Source organism: Providencia sp. 2024EL-00732, assembly GCF_044006275.1.
Classification (GTDB): domain Bacteria; phylum Pseudomonadota; class Gammaproteobacteria; order Enterobacterales; family Enterobacteriaceae; genus Providencia; species Providencia huashanensis.
The window spans coordinates 1-26,418 of the sequence record NZ_JBIPDG010000020.1 but is presented as its reverse complement, the minus strand read 5'-3'; the positions used below and the strand labels follow the sequence as shown (position 1 = coordinate 26,418).

At 35.7% G+C, this 26,418-nt stretch carries 25 protein-coding genes, 1 tRNA gene and 1 pseudogene; 14 read left to right on the top strand and 13 right to left on the bottom strand.

The genetic code is table 11. The features are described from left to right. Window positions 1-138 precede the first annotated feature (138 nt). On the top strand, window positions 139-1,473 hold the full coding sequence (gdhA, locus tag ACHB7C_RS19995; RefSeq protein ID WP_042848589.1) for an NADP-specific glutamate dehydrogenase: 1,335 nt from the start codon (window positions 139-141) through the stop codon (window positions 1,471-1,473). Window positions 1,474-1,557: 84 nt separating this feature from the next. On the opposite strand, the gene rsmJ is transcribed toward gdhA, so the two are convergent. Next, a complete protein-coding gene (rsmJ, locus tag ACHB7C_RS19990; RefSeq protein WP_048605560.1) occupies window positions 1,558-2,328 on the bottom strand; it encodes a 16S rRNA (guanine(1516)-N(2))-methyltransferase RsmJ in 771 nt (256 codons plus the stop codon). After that, entirely contained in the window at window positions 2,321-4,363 is a 2,043-nt protein-coding gene (prlC, locus tag ACHB7C_RS19985; RefSeq protein WP_395348384.1) for an oligopeptidase A, read from the bottom strand. The genes rsmJ and prlC overlap by 8 nt, the downstream gene beginning before the upstream one ends. Window positions 4,364-4,678: 315 nt before the next feature. On the opposite strand from prlC, the gene ACHB7C_RS19980 reads away from it, so the two are divergent. Then, window positions 4,679-4,773 (top strand) — tRNA-Sec (locus ACHB7C_RS19980). Between the two features lie 209 nt (window positions 4,774-4,982). Continuing rightward, window positions 4,983-5,231 (top strand): annotated as a pseudogene (locus ACHB7C_RS19975) (Arm DNA-binding domain-containing protein); the annotation flags it as partial. 412 nt (window positions 5,232-5,643) lie between these two features. Here the strand turns inward: ACHB7C_RS19975 and ACHB7C_RS19970 are convergent. The 10 genes from ACHB7C_RS19970 to ACHB7C_RS19925 form a co-directional block, all read right to left on the bottom strand. After that, window positions 5,644-6,669, bottom strand: coding sequence for a hypothetical protein (locus tag ACHB7C_RS19970; RefSeq protein WP_048605551.1), 1,026 nt, complete (start codon window positions 6,667-6,669; stop codon window positions 5,644-5,646). A gap of 15 nt (window positions 6,670-6,684) precedes the next feature. After that, window positions 6,685-7,215: a fimbrial protein gene (locus tag ACHB7C_RS19965; protein WP_208292060.1), complete on the bottom strand. Its 531-nt coding sequence runs from the start codon at window positions 7,213-7,215 to the stop codon at window positions 6,685-6,687. Window positions 7,216-7,232: 17 nt separating this feature from the next. Further along, window positions 7,233-7,733: a fimbrial protein gene (locus tag ACHB7C_RS19960; protein WP_042848575.1), complete on the bottom strand. Its 501-nt coding sequence runs from the start codon at window positions 7,731-7,733 to the stop codon at window positions 7,233-7,235. Beyond that, the gene (locus ACHB7C_RS19955; RefSeq protein WP_166685559.1) at window positions 7,726-8,136 is read right to left on the bottom strand and encodes a hypothetical protein; all 411 of its coding nucleotides are present in this window, start codon (window positions 8,134-8,136) and stop codon (window positions 7,726-7,728) included. Before ACHB7C_RS19955 ends, ACHB7C_RS19960 begins: the two co-directional genes overlap by 8 nt. A 22-nt stretch (window positions 8,137-8,158) precedes the next feature. Continuing rightward, window positions 8,159-8,869, bottom strand: a complete 711-nt coding sequence (locus ACHB7C_RS19950; protein ID WP_166685558.1) for a molecular chaperone — start codon at window positions 8,867-8,869, stop codon at window positions 8,159-8,161. A gap of 8 nt (window positions 8,870-8,877) precedes the next feature. Beyond that, window positions 8,878-11,349: a fimbria/pilus outer membrane usher protein gene (locus tag ACHB7C_RS19945; protein ID WP_233102480.1), complete on the bottom strand. Its 2,472-nt coding sequence runs from the start codon at window positions 11,347-11,349 to the stop codon at window positions 8,878-8,880. 17 nt (window positions 11,350-11,366) lie between these two features. Further along, window positions 11,367-11,909, bottom strand: coding sequence for a fimbrial protein (locus ACHB7C_RS19940; RefSeq protein WP_048605548.1), 543 nt, complete (start codon window positions 11,907-11,909; stop codon window positions 11,367-11,369). Window positions 11,910-11,969: 60 nt separating this feature from the next. Then, window positions 11,970-12,512, bottom strand: coding sequence for a fimbrial protein (locus ACHB7C_RS19935; protein WP_042848569.1), 543 nt, complete (start codon window positions 12,510-12,512; stop codon window positions 11,970-11,972). 203 nt (window positions 12,513-12,715) lie between these two features. Further along, window positions 12,716-12,967 carry a helix-turn-helix transcriptional regulator gene (locus ACHB7C_RS19930; protein ID WP_042848568.1) on the bottom strand — a complete coding sequence of 84 codons (252 nt, stop codon included), beginning with the start codon at window positions 12,965-12,967 and terminating at the stop codon, window positions 12,716-12,718. Window positions 12,968-13,896: 929 nt separating this feature from the next. Then, window positions 13,897-14,259 (bottom strand): YibL family ribosome-associated protein, encoded by a 363-nt coding sequence (locus ACHB7C_RS19925; protein WP_042848564.1) that lies wholly within the window; start codon window positions 14,257-14,259, stop codon window positions 13,897-13,899. Window positions 14,260-14,598: 339 nt separating this feature from the next. Here ACHB7C_RS19925 and ACHB7C_RS19920 point away from each other — a divergent pair, with 339 nt between their 5' ends. The 10 genes from ACHB7C_RS19920 to ACHB7C_RS19875 all read left to right on the top strand — a co-directional run bounded on the left by ACHB7C_RS19920 (window position 14,599) and on the right by ACHB7C_RS19875 (window position 24,135). Further along, on the top strand, window positions 14,599-15,156 hold the full coding sequence (locus tag ACHB7C_RS19920; RefSeq protein WP_042848563.1) for a tyrosine-type DNA invertase: 558 nt from the start codon (window positions 14,599-14,601) through the stop codon (window positions 15,154-15,156). 939 nt (window positions 15,157-16,095) lie between these two features. Then, complete coding sequence (locus ACHB7C_RS19915; protein ID WP_042848562.1) at window positions 16,096-16,485, top strand: helix-turn-helix domain-containing protein; 390 nt, start codon at window positions 16,096-16,098, stop codon at window positions 16,483-16,485. Window positions 16,486-16,567: 82 nt separating this feature from the next. Then, window positions 16,568-17,131: a fimbrial protein gene (locus ACHB7C_RS19910; protein ID WP_042848561.1), complete on the top strand. Its 564-nt coding sequence runs from the start codon at window positions 16,568-16,570 to the stop codon at window positions 17,129-17,131. A gap of 66 nt (window positions 17,132-17,197) precedes the next feature. Then, window positions 17,198-17,743, top strand: a complete 546-nt coding sequence (locus ACHB7C_RS19905; protein WP_225833133.1) for a fimbrial protein — start codon at window positions 17,198-17,200, stop codon at window positions 17,741-17,743. Window positions 17,744-17,772: 29 nt separating this feature from the next. Then, complete coding sequence (locus ACHB7C_RS19900; RefSeq protein WP_042848560.1) at window positions 17,773-20,304, top strand: outer membrane usher protein; 2,532 nt, start codon at window positions 17,773-17,775, stop codon at window positions 20,302-20,304. A gap of 13 nt (window positions 20,305-20,317) precedes the next feature. After that, entirely contained in the window at window positions 20,318-21,067 is a 750-nt protein-coding gene (locus tag ACHB7C_RS19895) for a fimbria/pilus periplasmic chaperone (protein WP_048605543.1), read from the top strand. Window positions 21,068-21,075: 8 nt separating this feature from the next. Next, complete coding sequence (locus tag ACHB7C_RS19890) at window positions 21,076-21,693, top strand: fimbrial protein (RefSeq protein ID WP_048605542.1); 618 nt, start codon at window positions 21,076-21,078, stop codon at window positions 21,691-21,693. A gap of 39 nt (window positions 21,694-21,732) precedes the next feature. Next, window positions 21,733-22,299, top strand: a complete 567-nt coding sequence (locus ACHB7C_RS19885) for a fimbrial protein (protein WP_129467243.1) — start codon at window positions 21,733-21,735, stop codon at window positions 22,297-22,299. 13 nt (window positions 22,300-22,312) lie between these two features. Next, entirely contained in the window at window positions 22,313-23,314 is a 1,002-nt protein-coding gene (locus ACHB7C_RS19880; protein ID WP_225833140.1) for a fimbrial protein, read from the top strand. A 281-nt stretch (window positions 23,315-23,595) separates the two neighbouring features. Next, the gene (locus ACHB7C_RS19875; RefSeq protein ID WP_042848556.1) at window positions 23,596-24,135 is read left to right on the top strand and encodes a DUF2058 domain-containing protein; all 540 of its coding nucleotides are present in this window, start codon (window positions 23,596-23,598) and stop codon (window positions 24,133-24,135) included. 48 nt (window positions 24,136-24,183) lie between these two features. Here ACHB7C_RS19875 and ACHB7C_RS19870 read toward each other — a convergent pair whose 3' ends face one another. After that, window positions 24,184-24,882, bottom strand: a complete 699-nt coding sequence (locus tag ACHB7C_RS19870; protein WP_166685557.1) for an RluA family pseudouridine synthase — start codon at window positions 24,880-24,882, stop codon at window positions 24,184-24,186. A 183-nt stretch (window positions 24,883-25,065) separates the two neighbouring features. Here ACHB7C_RS19870 and ACHB7C_RS19865 point away from each other — a divergent pair, with 183 nt between their 5' ends. Next, window positions 25,066-25,548, top strand: a complete 483-nt coding sequence (locus tag ACHB7C_RS19865; RefSeq protein WP_042848554.1) for a cold-shock protein — start codon at window positions 25,066-25,068, stop codon at window positions 25,546-25,548. The last annotated feature ends 870 nt before the right edge of the window (window positions 25,549-26,418 follow it).

The window sequence follows — 26,418 nt, the reverse complement described above, 5'->3', positions numbered from 1 at the left end:
AAAAAAACCTTGAATTTAGAATACAAACTAATGATATATTCAATAGGCAAACACAAATCAACCTCACATTTCCTAAAAATAATGACAAGAAAGAGTGAGGCACATCACAACAACTACATGTTAAAAAGGAAGACATAGATGACACAATCACTATCTTCGTTCTTGGAGTCTGTCCAAAAAAGAGATCCTTCACAGCCTGAGTTTTTACAAGCTGTGCGGGAAGTATTCACTTCTCTTTGGCCTTTTTTAGAACAAAATGCAAAGTATCGTGACCAAGCATTACTTGAACGCTTCGTTGAACCTGAGCGCGTTATTCAGTTCCGCGTATGTTGGGTTGATGACCACGGCAAAGTGCAAGTGAACCGTGCTTGGCGTGTTCAATTCAGTTCAGCCATTGGGCCATTCAAAGGTGGAATGCGCTTTCACCCATCCGTTAACTTATCAATTCTGAAGTTCTTAGGCTTTGAGCAAACACTGAAGAATGCGTTAACAACATTACCGATGGGCGGAGGCAAAGGGGGGTCTGACTTCGATCCTAAAGGGAAAAGCCATGGTGAAGTGATGCGTTTTTGCCAAGCCTTGATGACTGAATTATATCGCCATATTGGCTCAAACACTGACGTACCTGCTGGGGACATTGGTGTGGGTGGACGTGAAGTCGGTTTCATGACCGGTATGATGAAAAAACTGTCTAACGACACCTCTTGTGTATTTACGGGTAAAGGTCTGTCTTTCGGTGGGAGTTTGATCCGCCCAGAAGCGACTGGCTATGGTTTAGTTTACTTTACTAATGCGATGTTAAAACGCCATGGCTTAGGTTTTGATGGTATGCGAGTTGCTGTTTCTGGTTCAGGTAACGTAGCACAGTATACGATTGATAAATGCATGGAACTGGGTGCTAAAGTTGTCACAGCTTCTGATTCAGGCGGTACTGTGGTGGATGAAGATGGTTTTACAACAGAAAAACTGGCTCGTTTAGAAGAAATCAAAAATAACTATGGTCGCATTGAAGAGTATGCCAAAGAGTTTGGTTTAACTTACTTAGCGGGTCAGCAACCGTGGAATGTGCCAGTGGATATTGCGTTACCTTGTGCAACACAAAATGAGCTAGATATTGATGCTGCAAAAGTGTTGATTAAAAATGGGGTCAAAGCAGTCGCAGAAGGGGCGAATATGCCAACAACTATTCCGGCAACGGAGTTGTTCCTAGAAGCGGGTGTTTTGTTTGCGCCAGGTAAAGCCGCGAATGCGGGTGGGGTGGCAACGTCAGGTTTAGAAATGGCGCAAAATGCGGCTCGTCTCAGTTGGAAAGCTGAAAAAGTAGATGCTCGCTTACATCACATCATGCTGGATATTCACCAACACTGTGTTGAATTTGGGGGTGAGGAGAAACAAACAAACTATGTTCAAGGCGCTAACATCGCAGGCTTCGTGAAAGTCGCAGATGCAATGCTTGGGCAGGGTGTGTTGTAATTCTCTGACCTGTAAACGTACGCGAAAGGGCGGCTGTATTATATTGATAATTTCACCTGTACATACGCCCTTCGCCGTTACGTTTTAATCACTATTTTTAATGCACGGATATATATCAAATCGATGGCTTTTTGTCGTAATTGCTGAAGGCGCTTTTTGTCCCGCTAGGGGCTCTGCGTAATCAGGGCGTTTAACAACCACTCTTCGTTTTGCTAAGGCGATAGCTGGTGCGAGTAAGGAATCCGCATCATCATCAGCCCCTACCAATGACTGAAACACTCGCATTTCTTTCTTAACTAAAGCGCTTTTTTGCCGATGTGGATACATTGGATCAAGGTAAATAACATCGGGTGCGTGAGTCACTTCTTTTAAAGCGGTAATGCTAGAAGCATGGATCAAAGACATACGCTCTTTTAACCACTCTCCAATTTCAGCGTCTTGATAGCCCCGCTGTAGGCCATCATCTAATAATGCAGCCACAACAGGGTGGCGTTCTAACATACGGACACGGCAGCCTAGAGAGGCTAAAACAAAGGCATCACGGCCAAGGCCAGCCGTCGCATCTATCACGTCAGGAAGATAATCTTTTTTAATTCCAACAGCTTTGGCGACAGCTTCACCACGACCACCACCAAACTTTCGTCGATGAGCCATGGCTCCTGACACAAAATCCACAAAAATCCCCCCGAGTTTGGGTTCATCCAGTTTACGTAGTTGTAAGTTTTCAGGGGTTAGTACCAGAGCCATCACCGCGTTAGGGGTATGAGAAAGCTGCCATTTTTCAGAAAGTTGGGAAAGGGCGCCGCGATCGGCACCCTCTTCACAGATCAATTGGATCGCAGTGCTATTAGCCATGAATACCATAGCTCTTTAACATCGCGTCTAGTTCTGGTTTACGGCCACGGAAGCGCTCAAATAGCGCCATTGGTTCTTCAGAGCCGCCGAGGCTTAAAATATTGTCAAGGAATGACTGACCAGTTTGGCGATTAAAAATACCTTCTTCACTGAAACGCGAATATGCATCTGCGGCTAAAACATCTGCCCATAAATAGCTGTAATAACCCGCAGCATAACCCCCTGCGAAGATATGGCTGAAGGCATGCGGGAAGCGTGCCCATTTAGGTGAAGGCACTACCGCGACTTTATCTTTAATGGCGTATAAGGTTGGCATAACTTGAGCCCCTTTAGCTGGGTCATATTCAGCATGCAAGGTGAAATCAAATAAACCAAACTCTAATTGGCGTAGCACAAACATTGCAGATTGGTAGTTTTTCGCAGCCAGCATGCTACTTAGCATTTCTGCAGGTAATGGTTCGCCTGTTTCATAATGCCCTGAAATAAACTCGAGTGCTTCAGGTTCCCAGCACCAGTTTTCCATAAACTGACTTGGTAGTTCTACCGCATCCCATGGTACCCCATTGATCCCTGCTACATCAGCAACATCAATCTTCGTTAACATATGATGTAAGCCATGACCAAACTCGTGGAATAGTGTGATCACCTCATCATGGGTAAAGAGTGCTGGCTTATCACCTAATGGTTTGTTGAAGTTACAGGTTAGATAAGCAACTGGGTTTTGTAATGAACCATCTTTATGCACCATACGGCCCATGCAGTCGTCCATCCAAGCTCCACCACGTTTGTGTTCACGTGCATAGAGGTCTAGGTAGAAGCTACCGCGTAAAGTATTGGTATCATCGTATAACTCAAAGAAACGCACATCTTTATGCCATGTTTCTACATCATTGCGTTCTTTTGCCGTTAACCCATAAATACGGTGAACGACTTCAAATAAGCCATTAAGGACACGTTGCTCCGGGAAATAAGGGCGTAGTTGCTCATCACTTAATGAGAATTTATGCTGTTTCTGCTTTTCGCTATAATACGCTAAGTCCCAAGACTCTAGGGTATCGACACCATAATGCTGTTTTGCAAAGGCGGTTAATTCAGCAAGTTCATCTTTACCTTGCTGGTGGGCGCGTTGTGCTAAGTCATTTAAGAAGCCTAATACTTGCTCTGGTGATTCTGCCATTTTTGTTGCCAGAGATTTATCAGCGTAGTTTTTAAAACCTAATAATTGTGCAAGTTCATGGCGTAATGCCATTAACTCATCAATGAGTTCGCTGTTATCCCATTTACCGGCATTTGGCCCTTGGTCTGAAGCACGAGTGCTATATGCATGGCTCATTTCACGGCGCAATTCTGCGTTGTCGGCGTAAGTCATGACAGGTAGGTAGCTTGGCATATCGAGGGTTAATAGATAACCTTCTTCACCTTTGGCTTCTGCCATGGCTTTAGCTGCCGCGATGGCGCTTTCTGGCATACCCGCTAATTCTTTTTCATCTTTAATGAGTTTCGTCCACCCCATGGTGGCATCAAGCACATTATTGCTAAATTTAGAGGCAATCTCTGACAAACGCGCAACAATTTCACCATAACGTTGCTGTTTTTCAGGGGGTAAGCCAATTCCAGATAGCTCGAAATCACGTAAAGTATTCTCGATAGATTTCCGCTGTGATTGGCTGAGTGAGTTAAATTCAGCGCCTTCTTTTAATGATTTATAGGCTTGATATAAAGGTTCGTGCTGACCCATCCACGTACTGAATTCAGACAGCAGCGGTAAACATTGTTCATAGGCTTCACGCAATTCAGGGCTATTTTTTACCGAATGCAGGTGGCTCACTGGCGACCAAACTCTGGATAGTTTATCGCTGGCTTCTTCTAACGGTTGGCACAGGTTATCCCAAGTATATTGGTCTGTGGCATCAAGGAGGTTTTCAACTGTTTGACGGTACTCGGTGAGTACGTGCTCGACAGCAGGAAAAACATGTGCAGGCTCTATAGTAGAAAAGCGAGGTAGGGCAGAATCGGTTAATAATGCATTTGTCATAAAACATCCTGTGATTGCAGGCTTGTGCTCGTAGGCCAAGGCTTACTGTGTTGACAATAAAAGTTAAATGGTGAATTTATACCCAAATACGATTGGTGTATGGGACATAAAATTAGCGCACCATTATGAATATAAGAAAGTATATGGGGGCAGAAATGTAAACCTCAATATCAAGATAACGTTTTTTCTTATCAGCGCTTATCAATAAGTGGGGTTTTTATTAGCTTTTATCAATAAAGGTGATAGTTGCAGTTTCAATGCTTTAGAAAATAATGGATTCAGTCTATAATCATGCTCCAATCTATAGGTTATAGAGGAAGATCGTCGTCTCCGGTGAGGCGGCTGGATTTCAAATCCAGTTGGGGCTGCCAGCAGTCCCGGGCAGGTTCGACTCCTGTGATCTTCCGCCACTCAAGTTCAATACATCTCCACTGAAGTCAATTAAACCCTTTAAATTCAACATATAAAAGCAATTCATAGTCAACCCAGTTCAACTGGAGTTACCCCACATCAACCCCCAGTTGGGGGTGTTAATCGGGGGTGCATTTATGTATGGTATATCTTGCACCCCCAAATTCTCATTTTCTTTGTAACAGATAGGGCTTACGGAGGTTTTGTTATGGCTCTGAGTGATATGAAAATTAAAACGGCAAAGCCGCTAGATAAGCCCTACAAACTTTCTGATTCAGGTGGGTTATATCTGATCGTTAATCGCAATGGTTCTAAATATTGGAGAATGAAGTACCGCTTCGCAGGTAAAGAAAAAATGCTTTCTATTGGTGTTTACCCGAAAGTGACATTAGCGGAAGCAAGAAATCAACGTGATGATGCGAAAAAACTGTTGGCTCAAAATAAAGATCCAAGTGAATAAAAAGGTCACTTCCGGTTAAAAAGCAGTCTATCAATCACCGTCGTAGGAATAAGTCCTTGCAGTTTTAGATAAATTTGATAAATAATTTAAATATAAATACCCGCAATAGAGGGGCTTATAACTAACACCGCCCTAATTTAAGAACCCTGTTTTATTAACTTATCGATATACGTAAAGAAATTTATACTACGAACACGATAGAATTATTAAATAGTGTTGTTCGTTACCCGATTAAAAAATCATCGGGTAATTTTTTTTGGGTATTTAACAGGCATGAATTTACCATAAAAGTGAACTATGCTGATATAAAATTATCTACAGGTTCGATTTTTATCTAAAAACACTTGTATTATATACTTCTGCATATTTTTAATTATTTAAAAATTAAAGTATCTTAAATAAGTTAATATTAAATATACTCAAAAATTAAGACCCCACCACCACTGATGTTGCCAAAAGATACATTGGATCTACTTTTTCCTAATGTAATTCCTATATCTAGTGTTTTATTAGTAATACTTTGAAGTGTCGTGATTAATTGCTTTTTACCATCAACTGCCAACTCACCGTACCAACCAGATGACACATTTCCTAAATCTAAACTTGTACGAGTTGGATTTGCACTATCAATAGGTTTTGAGGGCTGGTAAGTTACTTTAATATTTCCAGGATAAGTACAGCTAACGGTTACACTTTTAGTTAGATTTACTCCATCAGCTATTGATTGTGGTAAAGATCCAAAATTAAAATCTAGTTGAGTCTTATCTACACGACAAGTATTAATAACGGTTACATTAAAAGTAAGTACAGCTGAATTTTTAGGTTGGATAAGCGCAACAGAACTTAACCATTTAGCTGGTATATTTGGGTTTCTGACACCAAATAAAGTCGTGTTTACTTTAATAATATGCGGTGTATTTCTAATTGGGAGATTCGTATTACTGATTAATGTAATAGGAGTTTCTCCACTAAATGATTGTGGCGTATAAGGGGTTCGCGAACAGGTTGCACGGCCAACATTACCTGAGCTTTGCCCTATCTGTGCATATTGTGTATTTGGATATCCATTGATTGTACCTAATGATTGGGGTAATAAAATTCTAAAAGTAAATTTTTCATTGGTAATAGGATCTACATAATCCACTGTATTTGGTGCAATCACATATTGCATATTAGTTGAATTAGGTGAATTCCCGTATGGAGGACATGCACGAGATCCCCATGCATACTCAGTCATTTTTCCTCCCATACTACTTAGCTTAGCTCTTAACGTTAAATTGACACCATTAAAGTTAGCGCCCGTCCAAGTTGTATCAGCTGTAAATTGAGTACCACTATACCCCATGACTGTCCAGTCATCTGGATCACCAGCATTGCTAATACTAGAAATAGCCAGTAGTGAAGCAGGTAACAAATAAAAAACGGTTTTCATCATAAAATATAATCCAAATTATAAATAACTCATTAGGATAGCAACAGTACTATCGAAGCTACCTTCCGTTAATAGTAATTTATTGGGGGTAATTAACGAAGCTCGAAGGATAAATGAGCCTTGTAGCTCATTACTACCAAAAGGAATCCATTTATTTAAATCAAGATTAGCATTACTCCTGGTTAAAGAGATTCCCAGCCCATTCTTTGATGTTCGTAATACGTTGTTACCAACTTGTGTATAGACACCATATTTAGTTGGATATAGATACAAGTTCATAACTTTATTAGCTGGAACTGAACTTCCTGTACAGTTATATTTTAACTGAATATCCTTATAGGCTGTTCCATTTTCAACTTCAGAGAAGTCAACATTATCAAAATTTATAAATAATGGTGATTCATTATTTTCACCTAAAATAGTACAAACAGGAGCAACTATAGTTGCTGTAATATTAATTTTTACATCAGCACGGCCATTATTAAAATCAGCAGCAGTTACTACTCTAGAAAAAAGTAATAATAATAAGAGCGACTTTCTTATTTTCATTATATAACTTCCTATTATTAGTTATAATTAACCATAATGCTTGCAGTTCCATGTACGGTTCCTGGTCTAGCAAAGTCACCTTTTTTTAGATATGTATTCAGTACTAACTCTGCTTTATTTTCTGAACTCACTCTAACCTCAAGTGGTTGATTAAACGAAATTAGTTCGCCATCAAGGCTCTCAAGACCAACGATTAGACCTGTTCCTCCTTGTGTTGTTAAATAATCAATTCCATTTTGTTTATATATATTTGTAGAAGATAATGAAATTTTTATTATTTTATCCATCATAGTAGGCGTACAGTTTTCAAATTCAATTTTTAATGGTTTTTTATCTGAAATATTGCCATTAACCTCAATATAACCTAGTGAATAAGGAATGAATTGAATGGTTATCTCTGACTGTTTAATTTCACATTTTTTATCAATGAGATTTCCATTGAAATTAATAAGCAAATCACTCGAAAAAGCAATAGGAGTCATAGTAATAATTAATATGGAAAATATGAATTTAATCATAATTTAACTCCATGATAGCTGAGCTGCCTTTAGTATTTTTATTTTGTATATAAAGTATGTTTTTACCAGAATAAAGTGGATGATAAATATCATATACTGTAGTTGTTATGTTGTTTTTTTCGATCAATTTAGCCTTGGCTTGTAAAGGTATTTTAATATTTTGATTATTTACTAAACATTGTTCTAGTTCAATAAAAAAAATATCGTTATTATATTCATCACCCAAAATAACGCACGGAGAGTACATTAATCCTACTTTAAAATGCAGTTTTCCACTTAAACTATCCATTTTAATAGCCGATGTTACATCATGTGATGGAAAAGAACGATTTTCATCATATTGACTAGCTACACTGCTTAATGAAATAAAAAGTGAGAAAATTACTACAGAAAAATATTTCATTGTACCCTCATTTTATAACTGGCTATTGTTGACTATCAGCTTTGCATACTGATGATTTGCAGTTAAAGGAAACAGTTGGTCTACCACCGTAATCATTTATGTAGGTTAAGTACGGTTTCTGGAAATGTGTACTTTTAACTTGATGACTTCCAAAAGGGTCAATCATAAATGAATCAAATGCGCCATTTTCAGATTTGTTTTTGTCACCCGCTAACCCAATGACCGTTAAATAAAATGGAGAGGTATTTTTAATAATATACCCATCATTTACTGTATTCAGCTCTAGATCTAAGGCCCAATCAGTTTTTGCTTTATCTAAAATAGGCTCTGGACGATAAAATAATTTAATTCTTGATTGTAATGCAACTTGCATTACGTTTGGCTTATCGCTTTTCGGTGGTATCTCTCTTAAATTAAAATAATAAATAGACTCTCTATCTTTAGGTAATTTAGATACATCCGTAGTTGAAATTCTAATCATACTTTTTATATTTGGTTCTAAGCGCTGAACTAACGGTGTCGCAATTAATGGTCCTGTTGTAATTTTATTTCCACCTTTATCGTCAATCCAAGCTTGAGCTAAATACGGCAAGGTGTCACTCTGGTTTTCGATATTAATAATTACAGGGGTAGAATCACCTTCTACTATTGCTCTAGTTCTATCAAGAGATACTGCCGCTATGCTATTTTGTGCTACCAATAATAGCGGAAGTAATAAAAATTTATTTTTCATAAAATTCTCTACTTTTTGCAAATTAAAATAATTTGGTTTGCATTATCTAAATTGGGTAATGTTGTATTACACTGATTTTTATTAGACCAATTGATATTTAGCTTTTCTTCAGATTGAACAGCTGTTAACCATACTAATCCGTTATCGCTAATTATCCCGACTTCTCTACCTTTTTCATTTAGTACTTGAGCACCAAATGGAGGAGAACCTGAATTATCTGCCATTTTAATAGTTGCAAATAATTTAAATCCCTTATCTGCACTTATTTTTCTGTATCCAATTGCACCTTCTGTTAATGCAATATCATATATCGTATTTGATGACTCAATATTATCTGGTAATTTACTCATATCAACATTATAGCTATTTTTGTAATAGCTGGTCATATTCGGAATAACTCCGATCCCTATTCCATTTGTTACTGTTGAACCATTATTTAAAGGAACATCAGCGATATTATTTGTATCTATCATTAACCTAGCTGCAGATGAATATGATGAGCTATGTAAAGCAATACCATGCTGTGTTAATGTTATACCACCATTTAACCCCATACCTAAGCTAGAATCACCTTTATCTGAGATTGAAATATTACTATTTAAAGACGCATAACGAGTTGATAAATCATACATACCAGCTAGCGTACTTTGTTTTTTAGCATCCTTACCATAACTTGTTGATGCACTTAAGTTATAGTAATCATTATCCTCAGTTAAGGTAGATACAGAAACACGCGAATTATAGGTGTCATTATATTTCATTGTGTCAAAAGTGTAGAACTGCTTGCCAAATGGAACTGAAAGCATCAAGCTAATTTGGTCATCATATTTATTTTGGTAATAACTTCTATTTGCTGATAGCGTTATACTTCCTCCTTGTAAATTTAAATAAGGAATATTAACGCTTTTACCTATATTTAGGCCGTATTGATGAGTTTGACCTCGATCCCAATACTGTTGTAATTGATAATTTAAATTTATATTAAATTCACCTAGACGCTTTGAAAGACTTATTTGATAGCGTTCTTTTTCATTATCAATAAATTTATTATTTCTTAAATCTAAATATTGAGACATAGTATAAAATTTTCTATCAGTAAAACGATACCCCGCAAAAGTTAGATCCATATCGTAATCATCAAAAGTTTTAGAGTAATTAATACTATATGAGTTACCTGATGGACTATCATGATCTAACTGCGAAAAAGAGCGAGCTATATTTACAGATAAAGCACCAAACTGATTCATAAATCGGCCAAAGCCTAATGAAACTTGTTGATAACCTTGGCTTATATCTGAGGCTGCATTTAATGACCAATTATTATTTAAACCATGTGAGACTTCTCCTCTGAAGAAAAAAACGCCTCTATATACTGAATGGTCTCGTTTAATTGGTTGCCCTGCAGTTACATTATATCGAGTAGTTCCAGGACGAGTTAAATAAGGCACATTGGAACTATTAACAATAAACTGTTGTTCAGATCCATCTTGCTCAATAATTTTTACGTGTAATTCACCACGAGTACCACTATTCAATGATTGAATTTTAAATGGACCAGCAGGTACATTGCCATCATATATTACCCTTCCTAATTGAGTAATAACAACGCGAGAATTAGTTTTAGCTATTCCTGTAATTTCAGGAGCATATCCTCTTAGTCTAGGAGGTAACATTGAATCGTTTGTAAATAAAGATAATCCTGTAAATCTAAAAGGTTCTAGTATCTGTGATGGTGTTGTACTTTCACCCACGACTAATTTAGCATCTAATGCTTTAATATTTCTATATAAATAAATTGCATTAAATAAAAAATTACGAATTGTTGATGTTTGGCTATTTGACTCTTGTCTTTGATAATTACCATAATATTCACTTCGTAAACGCCAAGCACCCATATTAGCACCAAGATATCCACTGATCGATGCAATTTGATTTTTTAAACTGTCATTATCGCTATATTGATAGTTGGCATTGTAATCTAATAATAACCCGCTGATCCCTTCATCCCAAAGGGTTTTGGGTAACCAGTTTACATCCATATACTCTAAATATAATTGAGGTATATTTATGATTACCGTTCCCTCAGGTAAATTAGGAGTAACACTAACACCCTTCAAAGCCAAGAAATTAATACATTCCCCGTTATTCCAATAGGTCAGTTCTTTCACATATTTTTCTTTAAGGCCTAAACTATTAATATAGTCTTTATCAATACATATATCACTCACAGAATCATCATTATCATTAGCTATAATTTTAATAGGAGAGGCCGATTGAGTTAATTGAGTACTATTAATAATTATATTAAAAAAATAAGTTCCAGGAAGAATAAAATTTGGATTTTGAAACCTTGATACGTCAATATTCGCTTTATCTGTGCTATCAAGTATATCTGTATTGAACTCTACAGAATAGGATACTTTGTTAAAAAAAAGCATCGACACCATTAAAATGGTCATTTTTTCTTTTATTGATAACATCGTAAATACTCATTAAATTAATAGTAATCAATATCAAATGTAATGATACTTGAAAATTCTCCTACTTGTGGCCTAAGCCCATCATCAACAACAATTTCAGATAAAAAGTTTAATTGTTGTTCATTGACTGATTTCGTTTTGCCTGCAACTCTTTTTAAATCATAAATGGGATAATATTCATTAGGCTTGACAATGTTATTTCCGTTTAATATATAAATAGCCAAACCATCGGCATCATTAAATTTAAATCCATTAAAGTTGCTTGTTACTGAACCTGAAAATTTTATTCTTATAGGTGATTTCTCATCCTCAAAATAAGAATTTGATAGCTGACAGTTTTTTAATATTATTTTAAATGGTTTGATTATCTTTTTATCTTTAATTCTACTTAAAGGGTAATCACCAAATTGAATAATTTGATCTTTACTTGTTAGTTGCATTGAACAACCCGAGGCTAATATTTCACCTTTAACTGTTGCTTGTCCCCAATTCATTGCTGCAAATGCTGGAATGCTAAAAAAATGAGCAAAAAAAGTGGCAATAATTAACAAGTTTTTCATAATAATATTCTTTTTCAGGTAATATACTCCTCCACATAATAGTGAAGGAGTGTATATAACTTACTGGTATGCGATTTCGAAAGTAGAAATAGTTGTGAAATCGCCCGCTGTTACAGCAGCAGCACCTGCTTTTTTAACAAAAGCAGAGTAAGTTAATGTATTGTCACCATCGCGCAAATTTAAGTTAGCAGGAGTACCAAAAGTAATATCTTTAATACCTACAGCAACGTTTGCAGCACTGCCTGTAGTTGCTAAAAGATTTTGACCTGCAATTTTACTTACACCATCAAAAGTAATAGTTGCTGTTTTAGTTACTGTAGTTGGATTTTGTGGATCGCTGTTATCAATTGATGTTAATTTACAGCCTTTCAGATTTAAATCGAAGTTTTTATACTTTGAATCTCCATCATTTAATTGACTTAATGATAGTTGGCCAAAATCAACAATTGTAGCAGTACCACCTTGTCCTGCATCTAAGTTACAAGGCGTATCGCGAACTTCACCTTTGAAAGTAACAGTACCAGTATTAGTATCTGCAATTGAAGCAAATGACGTTGTTAACATTGCTGCTACTAATACAGACATATATTTGTTATGTTTCATACTATTTCCTAATATCATTGTTAAGATGTTAATATTTATGTTTTTGAGAATGGAATTATATTAATTTCATTGACTAACACAGATAAGTATATCTGTATAAGAAAGAGTTTTTGCTATATAAATTTCTTGATTATACAGGAATATGAATAATGTATTATTATTTGATAATGTAGTGTTTACTCATTACTAAAATTTTATTTCTCTCATTTCAAATAGGATGAGTATGAAACAAAATCTGAAAATGATGCATTCATAATTGATAAAATAAATATCAAATCTGGTAATGATAGGCCATTTGAACCTCGTTCATATCGTGATATTTGCTGTTGACTTACTCCTACTAATTTACCTAATTGTGCACCAGTTAATCCATTTTTAAGTCTGGTTTTTCTTATAAAATCACCAATTTCTAGGTTTATATTTTTTACAATGAAATTTTTTTGGGTGCTAATCATAATAAATTCCTCAATAATTTATTTAATTAAACTAGTGAAGTTATAATTTCTTACTGATTTAATTTTCATTTAATCTAGCTTTTATTTTTATTTATTTAAAGATGTTTATATCGATCGATTAGTTAACTTTGATAGGTTTTCCCTATCAAAGTGCTGTTATTGATCGGTTGTTCGGATCAAAATGTGACTTTAACTACTATTTAAAGAACATAACAATATGATTTTATGGTTTTTTTTTGATTCGATATTATGTTGTTAATTTCGAGCAGGACTATAATTTATTTATTTACATTACAACTTACGTATTAAATAAAAAACATTTTGTTACATATAAGTACGTATTTATTATATTTTGTTTCATAATAATATTGTTACATTTTAAATTAATTACAGTAAAAACTATAACGTTAGGGTTATTTTGATTTTATATTAGGATAAGATTATTCTTAGTATCGTCTGTCTTTTTAATTAATATAATAGTATATACATTCTACATTTTAGAGTGTTAAATAGAATGAAAGAGTTATAGATGTTTTTAGAATTAATGTAGTCCTCTATAACATAAAGCTTAGATTTTATATGAGTTTTATTCGGGTTTAATAGTTTCTCTATTTAAATCCTCTTCTTTTCATTTTTCGTAGAGTATGATAATTGCCGTTACTACTAGCTATGATGAATTTTGCTATAGCGGTTAACTATTGGAGTTTACATTGTTTACTCGATTATCAATGAAGTTACATGACATGTATATTCGCCCAATGATAATACTTAAGCTTATTGAGGGTGATTTTAACGACTGAGTCATTGACTTCAATTGATATCTTTAGCATGAAAATGGAGTTTATCTACTGCTGTATTACGTTCAGAGTTAGAGCGCTTAGGCAGTAAATCATAAATTGGCAAAGTATGTTAAAGAGGGGCTTCTCTCACTAGAAGTCAGTCTTAGAAAAGCCAGTCATACCATCCAGCCCCATTTCACGACCTAATGCCGTCATGGGGTGGACAATGACCAGCCCTCGCACGGTTTTTTTCAGCTTACCAAGATCAGCTTGTTCTTTCTTCGTAATAGGGCGTTTGAATGGCATATCTACCAATTTTTGCGCTTCTTTACTTAATTTTTTGTTACGTACCTCTTTTAGACGAGCGATTTCAATTTCCAGCGTCGCTTTTTCTTTCTCTAGCTCGGCGTATTTTTCTGCTTCATTCGTCAATTGCATACTGGTCATTTGGTGACGAATAAGGTCTAAACGGTCGCTAAGAAGCTTAATTTGTGTTTTTTCGATTTCTTTCATTATTTATTAACCGTGGATAAATTTTATTGTGGGCAAGTATACACTATTGCGGGAAAGAGAGGGAAAAGAGATGCTGGCTAATGCCCCTTTGAAGTTACCTTTATCGTTCACATCCATGTGATGAAAACAACATAACTACCTTATAAATCAACTTATCACTCAACTATCCATCGTATTTTATTCTTTTATGTCTTAGTGACATCATGATTAAGTGCTTGCATTGCGGTATCATCACTGCCCTTTCTGACATATTATATTTAATTTTCTAAAAAATTATTATTTTTAGTTAATTTATCGTTGGTATATAGCGAAATATAACGAGGTATAGATGAGATCATAATGACTAAACGTAAATTTATTACACGTACAGAAGTTAATTCTTTATTGGAGGCTACAAAGCAAGGTCGCTATCCTAATCGCGACTATTGTTTGTTATTAATGAGCTTTTTGCATGGGCTAAGAGTGAGTGAGCTCACTCATATCACAATGTCTGATATTGATTTGGTGCAGAAAGTGATATTTATTAGGAGACTAAAAGGAGGGTTGTCTACCGTACAGCCTATAATTCCCGAAGAGTTTACTGTGATTGAAAAATGGCTAGTTGAACGAAATTCTTGGAAAACAGCAGGATCAGATTGTTTATTCATTTCACAGAAAGGAAGCCAAATTTCTCGTTATCAAATTTATCGTTTATTTGAACAGTATGGAAAAATAGCAGGGCTTCCTGTAAAGCTTCATCCTCATATGCTAAGGCACGCATGTGGTTATGCATTAGCTGATTTAGGTAGGGATACACGATTAATCCAAGACTATTTAGGGCATCGAAATATCGCTCATACTGTCATTTATACTGCTAGTAATGAAAAAAGATTTAGCGGTATTTGGTCGAATAAATAAGCAATTTAATGACTTGTGTCAACATAAAGCTAACATTAAACATAATAATATGAACTAAACACCAAGAATACCTCAGTTATTTAGGCAATTGATATGATAAAGCTGAGGTATTCTTATGCATATTAAGGGCAAGAATTATTTTTAAAGCCATAAATAACATGTTCAAATGACTTATTTTCCAACCTCTAAAAATAAAATTAGTTAATAATTTTATCTATTCTTTTTTTTTGAATTATCATAACTTAATTACTCCAATTAAGGGTATCAGTAACCCGCTTGCGTTGTTAACTAATTGTTATCATATTTTAATCATTTCTTTTACAGTGATAGTCTATTTTGGATTATCTAATAAAGTTTCTCTGTTAAATGGCGTGTTATAAGCGAGGTTTTTTAGATGATAAATTCATATTTTTTGTTTTTGTAAGATTAAAAATCTATATTTTGTGGTTTTTGATGTATTAACGCAGTATGTAATAAAAAAATTAATCAATTATCGATGATAATCAACTGAATGAATAAAATGCCTATAAAAATCAAGCTACAACGCAACATAATAAATCAAAATGTTTAAATTACCTAATAAGTATAATTATCAGGCTAACCAAAATCAAATAGCATAAAATTCTGTTACTGTAATGCATTTTAGAGGTAATTATTAATTAATGTAAAAAATTGTCATTAACAACAAAAAGTTATCATTCATGATTTTTATATGCAATAAAACCAACCAGTCAAATAATCTAAATCTACCAGTTTAGTAGATATATTAAAGATTTTAATTCTGACGATTCTTATATAAAAAACAATTTGTCTAAAACTTATTTAACGCAACATTTTGATTTATTTTGTTGCGTTTTTTTTCATGTAAAAAATGAATTGTTTGTTTTATGAGCAGCTCTGATTGTTTTGCCACATTACACAAGGCTTTATTGGTGAGATATGAAAAGTAATAAATTAAAGACCAGTATAGATAGCTTTCAGAAAATACTAACCGAACAAATTGGCATGGAATTATCCTATCTTAGAAAGGAGAAAGGGCTTAGTGGTAGTGAGTTAGCTAAAAAATTAAAGATATCACAACAACAAATATCTCGTTATGAAAGAGGAATATGTAGCATTAACTGTGGAATGCTATTTTCAATTTTATTCTATCTAGAAATCAGCCCGAGTGCATTTTTTGAAAGTGTATCATTGAAAATAAATGAAAAACATCCTAGTGCTAATTCATTTATTCATAATAGTGAGTGTTTGTCCGATGGAAAGGATAACTACCATTATATTTTTAATCGACAAACAGAAGTTATTTTAAATTCTTTATACAGCAAATAGTTATTTTAAAAATAATAAATTCTAACTATGCCCTACATCATGTCGGGTAATCATCACGTTGTTATATATAAATGAGGTTCAAATGAAAAAAGTATTTTTAGCCGCACTAGTTTCTGCCGCTATTGCATCTCCAGCACTGGCTGACCAAGGACATGGTAAAGTCACCTTTAAAGGTGAAATTATCGATGCACCTTGCTCAATTAGTTCAGATTCTATTGACCAAACAGTATGGTTAGGCCAAATCGCTAACTCTATTTTAGCGAATGGTGGTACTTCTAGCGCTAAACAATTCAATATTGAATTGGAAGACTGTGTATTCCCGAAAGATGCAGATGACAAAGTGTACAACGATAAAGTGAGTATCACATTCTCTGGTTCTAGCGCTGCTTTCAACTCTAAATTATTGGGTGTAACAGGTTTAGATGCAACAGACCCAACTATTGCTGGCAACGTAGGTATTCAATTAACGGATACTAATGGTGCAGCATTAGATATGGGAGTTGCAACAGCTCAAGAACACCAATTACAAGCGGGTGATAATACATTGCGTTATAGCGCTTATGTACAAGGTGCGAATGTTGCGGTTGATAAAATTCCATTAGGTAAATTTGAAGGCGTAACTAACTTTACCTTAACTTATAACTAATTGATTAGTTTAAGAGGAATACCTTTGTGTTCCTCTATTAATCACCAAACTAAGTCAGAGGTTAAAGTGAAAGGATTTATCTATTTGCGAAGAAAAGCATCTTCTCTATTTCTTCTAACATTATTTCTTTCGCCACAAATGGCAGCATCATCTCATGGATGGGGAAAAGTCACGATGAATGGCGAAATAGTCGATACTGCCTGCGCAATAGATATTGGGTCTAGGGATCAGACCATTAATATGGGGGTGCTTCCAACAAGCTATATTCGTGAAGTTGGGAAAGGCCCCATAAAAGAATTCAATATTAAGCTCATTGATTGTCGTTGGGAAAAATATTCGAAAGATAATAACGAATGGAATTCACTCGAAGTCACTTTTGATGGCCCATCTGAAGGTGATTTTTTCACACTCTCGGGTGAAGCAAAAGGAGTGCAATTGGCATTGCATGATATATCTGGATATTCCATTACACCAGGAAAACCATTACCTGTATTAGGAATTACGCCAGGGACAATGATCCTGAAATATCAAATGCAATTAGTCACCAATTATCATCCTGTTAAAGCGGGTAATTACCAAACCTTATTAAGGTTCAAGGTCGATTATTATTAATTCTAAGAAATTATATTGGTGTTTTAGGGATGTTTTTTATGTTTTTTAAACAACACAAAATAAATATAATAACGACAACGATAATGATTACATTTGGAACATTATCCGCTCAGTTATATGCTGCTGATACTATACAATTTAATACGGCGTTATTTGATTTAGAAGACAAAAAAAACATTGATATTAAGCAATTTTCACGTGCAGGCTATATTATGCCTGGCACCTATCCCCTCAAAGTACAAGTCAATAAAGAAACTTTACCTGAGCAACGGTTTTCATTCTATGCGCCAGAGAATGACCCTGAAGATAGCCTCGTTTGTATCACACCAGAACAAGTCCAACAGCTAGGGTTAACAGCCAGTTCGTTGAAGCAAATTACGTGGTGGCATAATAATGAGTGTCTTGATTTATCCAGCTTACCCGGCTTTCAAGCTCGAGGGGATTTATCTGACTCAACATTGTATCTGAGTATACCTCAAGCCTACCTTGAATATAGAACAGCTAATTGGGACCCGCCCTCTCTGTGGGATGAAGGGGTTTCAGGGGCTATTTTAGACTACAATATAAACGCAAGAGCGAATAAGCCTCATGATAACAATAGCAACTATAATGTGACAGCAAATGGTGTCGCAGGTGTGAACCTTGGTGCATGGCGTTTCAGGGGAGATTGGCAGGGACGTGCTCAACGAGAAAATGGCTCGAACAGTAAAAATGAGCATGATTTTCAATGGAGCCGACTATACGCCTATAAAGCGTTAACCAGTATTAAAGCGAAATTGACCTTAGGTGAGGACTATTTTAACACGGATTTATTCGACAGTTTTCGATTTACAGGTATTGGCTTACGCTCTGATATCTTAATGTTGCCGCCTAATTTACGTGGCTATGCACCTGAAATAACGGGTGTTGCGACGACAAATGCGACGGTGATTGTTAGCCAACAAGGGCGGATTATTTATCAAGAACAAGTCGCTGCGGGTCCTTTCCGTATCCAAAATTTAAGTGATGCGACGACGGGAAAACTGGATGTTCGAATCGAAGAGCAGGATGGTTCGGTTCAAGAATATCAGGTTGAAACAGCCAATATCCCTTATTTAACTCGACCAGGCAGTATTCGATATAAATTAGCGATGGGTCGTCCAACGGATATGGATCATCATGTCAATGGAGATACATTTGCGAGTGGTGAAATGTCGTGGGGTGTCACTAATGGTTGGTCATTGCTTGCAGGCTCATTAAATAGCCAAGACTATAATGCATTCAACGTGGGTGTAGGCCGAGACTTACTGGCATTTGGTGCCTTATCTTTCGATATTACGCATTCAATTGCAAATATTCCTAATGATAAAAAACTCACGGGTAATTCTTATCGAATAAACTATTCAAAACGTTTTGATGACTATGATAGCCAAGTTCAATTCGCGGGTTACCGATTCTCAGAACGCAGCTTTATGACTGTAACCGATTTTTTAACGGCTAAAGATTCAGGTGAGCGTCAAGGTAGTAATAAAGAAATGTATGTGATTTCTTTAAATAAAAACTTTAGGGAATCGAGAATTACAGCTTATTTAAACTACTCGCACCAGACTTATTGGGATAAGCCAGAAAGTAATCGCTACAATTTAATGGTGACAAAAACCTTAGATTGGGGAAGCCTGAAGAACATTAATATTTCGTTATCGGCTTATCGCAATAAATATAATGAAACAAATGATGATGGCCTGTATATCTCAGCGTCAATGCCTTGGGGAAATGGTGCAAATATTGGTTATTCATTGCAAGCAACACGTGATGATACCGTTAATCGAGCAACCTATTATGACAAATTGTCCGATAGAACCAATTATCAAGTCAGTGCAGGTTCGACCAACAAAGGTGGAACCGCAAGCACCTATATTACCCATTATGGTGATAATACTAAGTTAACTGCAAATGCCAGCTATATTCACAATAATTACACGTCATTTGGGGTAGGGGCACAAGGCGGGTTTACCATGACTTTAAATGGTGCGGATGCTCACCGAGTCTCAAATATTGGCGGAACTCGTTTACTGATTGACACCGATGGTGTGGCTAAGATCCCTGTATCAGACCGAGGTATCCCTATTGCATCAAATGCATTTGGTAAAGTGGTTGTTCCTGACTTAAATAGTTACTACCGCAGTAAAGTTAAAGTTGATTTAAACGCATTACCGAATAATGCCGAAGTAACGGATTCTATTGTTCAAGCGACATTAACAGAAGGTGCGATTGGCTATCGCAAATTTAATGTACTGTCTGGTGAAAAGATGATGCTTTCAATGCGTATGTCTGACGGTTCTGCACCACCATTTGGTGCTCAGATTACGAATTTGAAAGGAAAAGAAACGGGAATAGTCACCGATAATGGATATGCCTATGTTAGTGGTATCAACCCAAATGAAGTCATGATTATTCATTGGGGTGGCGAAGCACAATGTGAAATTAATTTTCCAGAAAATTTAGAAACAATTCATCAAGGATTATTTATTCCTTGTAAACCATTATCAAATAAACGTAATGAAGCAGATAATAATCTGTAGATGAGTGATTGCTATGAAAAAATTAACTAATTTATATATCAGTACTATTTTACTAAGTTGTTTAGTTAGCGGAAGCGCATTCTCGGCAATTGCTTTAGATAGAACCCGAGTTATTTTTAATGGCGATCAAAAAAGCGTTTCAATTACTATTACTAATAAAAATAATCAACTGCCTTATTTGGCTCAAGGGTGGGTTGAAAATATTCAAGGGGTAAAAATTACTTCACCGTTTGCAGTATTACCTCCGGTGCAAAGAGTTGAACCCGAAAAATCAAGCCAAGTCCGTATTGAAGCGCTCCCTGAAATTAGTCAGTTACCTCAGGACAGAGAAAGTGTTTATTACTTTAATTTAAGGGAGATCCCACCAAAAAGTGATAAGCCGAATGTTTTGCAATTGGCGTTACAAAGCAAAATTAAATTATTTTATCGCCCTAAAAGTATCATGCTAAGTGAAACAGAAATGCTGAATAACCCTTGGCAAGAAAAAACACAGCTTATTAAGCAAGGTGACCAATATATCATTAAAAATCCAACTCCCTTTTATATCACGATTATTGGTGCAGCTGAACGTAAAGATTCACCAGTAAATCAGAATTTTAAGGCAGTTATGGTTGCACCATTTAGTGAAGAAAAATTAGGGGTTCCAAGTTCTACTGTGGGATCAAACCCAGTATTGACCTATATAAATGATTATGGTGGCCGACCAAAACTTCAATTTAAATGCCAAGCAAACACATGTCAGGTTGTTCCTGAAAATAAATAGAGAGGAAAATGATGATTAATCAAAAAAGCTTTTCCCTACTCTTTGGATTATCTCTCATATTTCATTCATCTGTTATATATGCGGCATCAAATAATGCCTTTTATAACACGACAGGAAATTGGGATGTTGAAGGTGCAAATGGCAAAATTTTCGTTTATGGCTCGTTAACGGAAAGCGCCTGCCATTTATCGATGGATTCTGCATTTCAATCTGTTGATTTAGGTAACATTGAAACGGCATCATTAAAAACAATTGGGGCTCAAGGCCACAAGACACCGATAAACATCGAATTATTGGATTGTATCGAAACCCCAACTGTTTTGCGAAACAATAAATCAGGTAATGTTACATGGAGTATTTCTCAGCCTGGCATGAAAATTAGGTTTATCACGCCAGTTGTTCCTTTTAGGCCGAACATAGCGAAAGTTGAAGGTGTGAATGGACTTGGATTACAGATAACTAATCCTAAAGGGAAAGAAATTGCTTTTGGTGAGTATAGTGAACCTGAGCTTATTTCTACGGGGCAAAATATTTTAACTTATTATGTAGCACCCGTAAGAATTGCAGAGAAATTACAAGCAGGGGCTTATCGAAGTGTTATTTCTTTTCAAATAACGTATGAATAATCTTAATAGATTGTCTGATATAGCATTGAAGGTATTTATATGAATAACTTAAATTTCAATTTTTATAAATTTAAAAAAATAATACTCTCCATGCTATTTAGTTTGTTATTTTTTTCGTTACCGAGCCATGCCAAAAATGGCCAAATAGGTGAAATTAAAATACGAGGGCAGCTTGTCGCTGAAGCTTGTACAGTAAGGCCTGGTGATGAAAATATCATTGTGGACTTTGGTACTATCGTTAATAAGTACCTCTATATTAACCAAAAAACGCCACTTGAAAATTTTAATATTCATTTAGATGATTGTGATAATAGTATTTTTAAAACGGTGACCGTTAAATTTACAGGAAGCGAAAATACTCATTTACCTGGCCTTCTTGCATTAGACTCTGGCAGCATGGCTTCGGGGATCGGAATTGAAATCTTAGAATATAGTGGTAAAAAAATTCCCATTAATAGTACGACATCTGCATACAATCTAGAGAATGGTACGAATATTTTAAGTTTTAATGCAAATGTACAAGGGGAACCTGACGCAATAAAAAATAAAAGTATTGCGTTTGGCCATTTTACTGCAACCGCTGTTTTTAGTTTAATTTATGATTAAGGTATCAGTAACAATGAAGATATTAATATTACTTCTCGCAACCTTATTATTTTCTCCGGCCATTTTTGCATTCCAGTGTAAAACTAATGGGGGACAAGAAGTTGGTGGGGGAACGCAAAGCATTTATGATGTTCCTCTCGATAATGATATTTTTGCTGTACCTAATCGTATAAATGAATTCGCGGATGTGAGTGATTTTATGACCTGCCGTAATGAAGCCCCCAATGCTTATGTCGATTATTTAAATGTGACTGGTGCTGACCTTGGCCCTGTATTTAAGAATAACCCTGAATTAAAAGCGGGTGTCGTAGTGCGCGGTGCTTATTATTTAGCACCATTTAGCGGTAAAGAAATTCAAGTATTTCGTTTAACTACAGCAAGTGAACCTTTACAAATTAAATTATATTTACAGGTAAATGTTAAACCAACGCCATCAGTATTGGTTAGAAAAGGCGATTTGCTGATGACATTAGATCTCCATAAATATGCGACATTTGTAAATAGTAATCAGCATATTGACCACGCCTATTTTAAATGGAATTTTTATGCAGGTAACGACGTGGTTGTTGGAACAGGTACATGTGATATTAATGATAACCAAATCATCATTGTTGATTTTGAAACAGTAAATGCATCGGGTATTTCAACGGTGGGGAGTGCAAGCCGTTTTCAACGTAACGCAGAAATCACTTATAGTTGCGAAGATAATAATCTGACAGCGCCAATAAAGATGATTATTAGCGGAGAAACGTCGACTTTTTCATCTGATGCTTTACTTGTTAGAACTGGAGATATTGGTAGCCAAGGTCCTATTATGCCTGGATTGGGTGTTGAGATTTATCATCAAGGACAAAGAGTTTCCCCTATGAATGGGCACTTCGATTCAAAAATAGAAAATGGGCATGGTAGAGATACATTAATGTTTACGCTAGTTAAAAAACCTAATTTATCTCCAAATGAATTGATAGAAGGCCAGTTTAGTTCAGCAGCGACCATTATTATGTCCACTCCGTAGCAATTAAAGTAGAGAGGTTTTTATGTTGATGAAAGCCTCTAACTTTTCTCGTCAACTCCCTATGGTTACTGAGTAAATTGTGTGTATAAGAAAATAATTTTTTATAGACACATTTTGGATTAGACAAAATAAGTTAAATACACCAAATTTTGAATTGTCATCGTTATTATATTTTCTTAAATATCATCACATAATTTCTCTATCAATGAAGCTCAAAACCTATCAGGTCTCAGCAGCTACAGGTATAATCACATAATTATCTGATAGATTTAGAGGCAAAGATGGCAAAACTTACCTTACAAGAGCAAATGTTAAAAGCGGGATTGGTGACAAGCAAGAAAATGGCCAAAGTCCAAAGAACAACAAAAAAGTCACGGGTCCAAGCTCGCGAAGCCAGAGAGGCTGTTGAGGAAAATAAAAAGGCACAACTAGAGCGTGATAAACAGCTAAATGAGCAACAGAAACAAGCGTTGTTAGCAAAAGAATATAAGGCGCAAGTGAAACAATTGATTGAAATGAATAGGATTAATATTGCAAAGGGCGATATTAACTTTAATTTCACAGATAATAATGTAATAAAACAAATCGTTGTAGATAAAACCACTCAGACTCAGCTGATTAATGGTCGTCTCGCAATTGCACGCTTACTAATTGATAACACGGATGTATGTGAATATGCCATTATTCCTGCGAGTGTAGCCGATAAAATCATACAAAGAGAGGCAGATTGCATTGTATTAAACAATGCATTAAGCCAAGAGCAGCAAGATGAAGACGACCCATATGCTGACTTTAAGGTGCCCGATGATTTGATGTGGTAATACTTTTCCATGTTTTAAGTTGCCACATTAGTATGATTTAACTGCTTTTTAAAAGGGGCTCGTGTTGTATGCTTTGACCCGTTCCTTGCTAATTGGGTGGATAAAATGCAGTTCACTCGCATGCAACATTAAGCGCAGAGCATGTTCTGTATTGGCAAGTAGGCAGCCACCATATAAGTCACACCCTAAAATAGGGTGGCCTAATAGTTGGCAGTGAATACGGAGTTGATGGGTTCGGCCCGTTTCGGGGGTTAATAGTACTCGAGTTAATGGCAATGTTGCTCCATTGTCGAGTGTGTGAGTCAAGCGTTCGATAACTTGATAAGCCGACCGCGCGGGCTTGCCTTGGTGTTCACAAATGGACATTCGAGGGAAAAGCTCAGGCTTTTTGGCGATTGCGGCGTCTATTACTCCATGGTTATTATTCAAGTGCCCACAAAGGAGTGCATGGTATTTTTTCGTCACGGATCTTTGGCTAAATTGCTGGTTAAGTGCCGCGTTTATCTGTTTATTTCGCGCTACAACCATTAACCCCGAGGTGCCAAAATCGAGGCGGTGCACTAAGGTGCAATTTGGAAATATTTGCGCTAAGCGGTAGTGCACAGAATCTAAGTTTTGTGGGTTTTTTCCTGAAAGGCTTAGCAAACCACTTGGTTTATTAATAAGAACAAGGTACTCATCCTGATAGACAATTTCTATCTTATCGTGACAGGGCGGCGCAATAAAGGTGTCGATGATTTCAGTCATTAGCCTTTCCAACAAAAAATAGCGGTTGATAATAACCAATTTTTAGTCGGCAGGCGAATGCTTGCCACTTGCATCACGTAAATTTATCACTCAGACTAAAAGCAAAGCCGTAGTTTACACATGTATTGTGCTCTATACTGCGCATTGTAAAAACTGAGTCAATAAATGATTAACTAGGTGGTAATGGCAATGAATGGAACAATCACAACATGGTTTGAAGATAAAGGTTTTGGATTTATCAAAGATGAAAATGGCGATAACCGTTATTTTCATGTGGTTAAAGTTGCCAATCCTGACTTAATTAAGAAAGATGCTTTAGTGACTTTTGAACCTACCACGAATACAAAAGGGTTATCTGCTTATTCGGTAAAAGTTATACCTGAGAGCAAATATGTATATATTGCGGGTGAGCGCATTAAAATAACCTCCATCAAGTCTTATCGAGTTTATAGCGAGGAAGTCCCTGCGGATACCCGTATTGATAAAGAAAATACTGTGTTATCTGTCGGTGCATTGATGAATAGTATCAAGCCAAAATCTGCTACTCAGCCGGGTGAAATGCGTTCACTAAAAAAATTGGATATTCATACGTTACATGGTACGACGTTAACTTTCTCTGAAGATGAAATTGACATTGATGACGCAGTAAAACTACTCAAGTTTTAATTATTCGGTTAACTCTATATTTAAAAATTGATTTTATCATCAAAGAGCCGTGAATGACGGCTCTTTTGTTTAAGCATCATCAACTGACCTTCCACCTTCTATATAGTATGTCATATCTCACCTCCTCCTTCTTTTAGTTAAATAGCTAAAATTGTCTTTATTTAGTACGTCGGAGGGTATCGGCCGAAAGTTCGAAGAGCGCTAAAAAACTTATCAACCTGAGAAGCCAGTTAAGCAGGTGGGTTCTTAAGGAGTAGGCTTGTTTGGATCACCGATAAAATAGGTGGCAAAGCTATCAGAGTGCTTATCTAGTATGAATATCTTTAGATTGAATGACAGAATAAAGAATTTATACGTTGAATCTTAAATGCATCAGAGTATTCTTAAGTGATTAAATGATGCTTGATTTAATAACAAGCGGATGGATGAGTATTAAAAATGATCAAGATTAATTTAAGTGTTAATAGAAAATCAATAAAAGGTATTTTTATCACACCTCGTAGTTATTCGTAACATTTAGCCCGCATACGCATCTTGTGTGTTATTTTTAGCGACAAATTATGTATAAATATTAATTTCGGTATTTATGTCTGAATAAACTCAACAATGAACGCATTCTTGGTATATAACACTGAAATACCTCTCTAAATATCAGTTAAGTTACACATAAAACACATAACTTATTGATATCAAATGAAAATAACAATTTGAAAACTATTTGAAAACCATAAAAATGGATTTCTCACCGGTTTGACAACCTATATGAGTAGAATTAATATTATCCACGAACTCTGGTAGACAAGAGTTAATTAAATAGACATAAAGATATTTTAAAATTAAGTTTTTAACCCTAAGCTAATTTAATTTTTT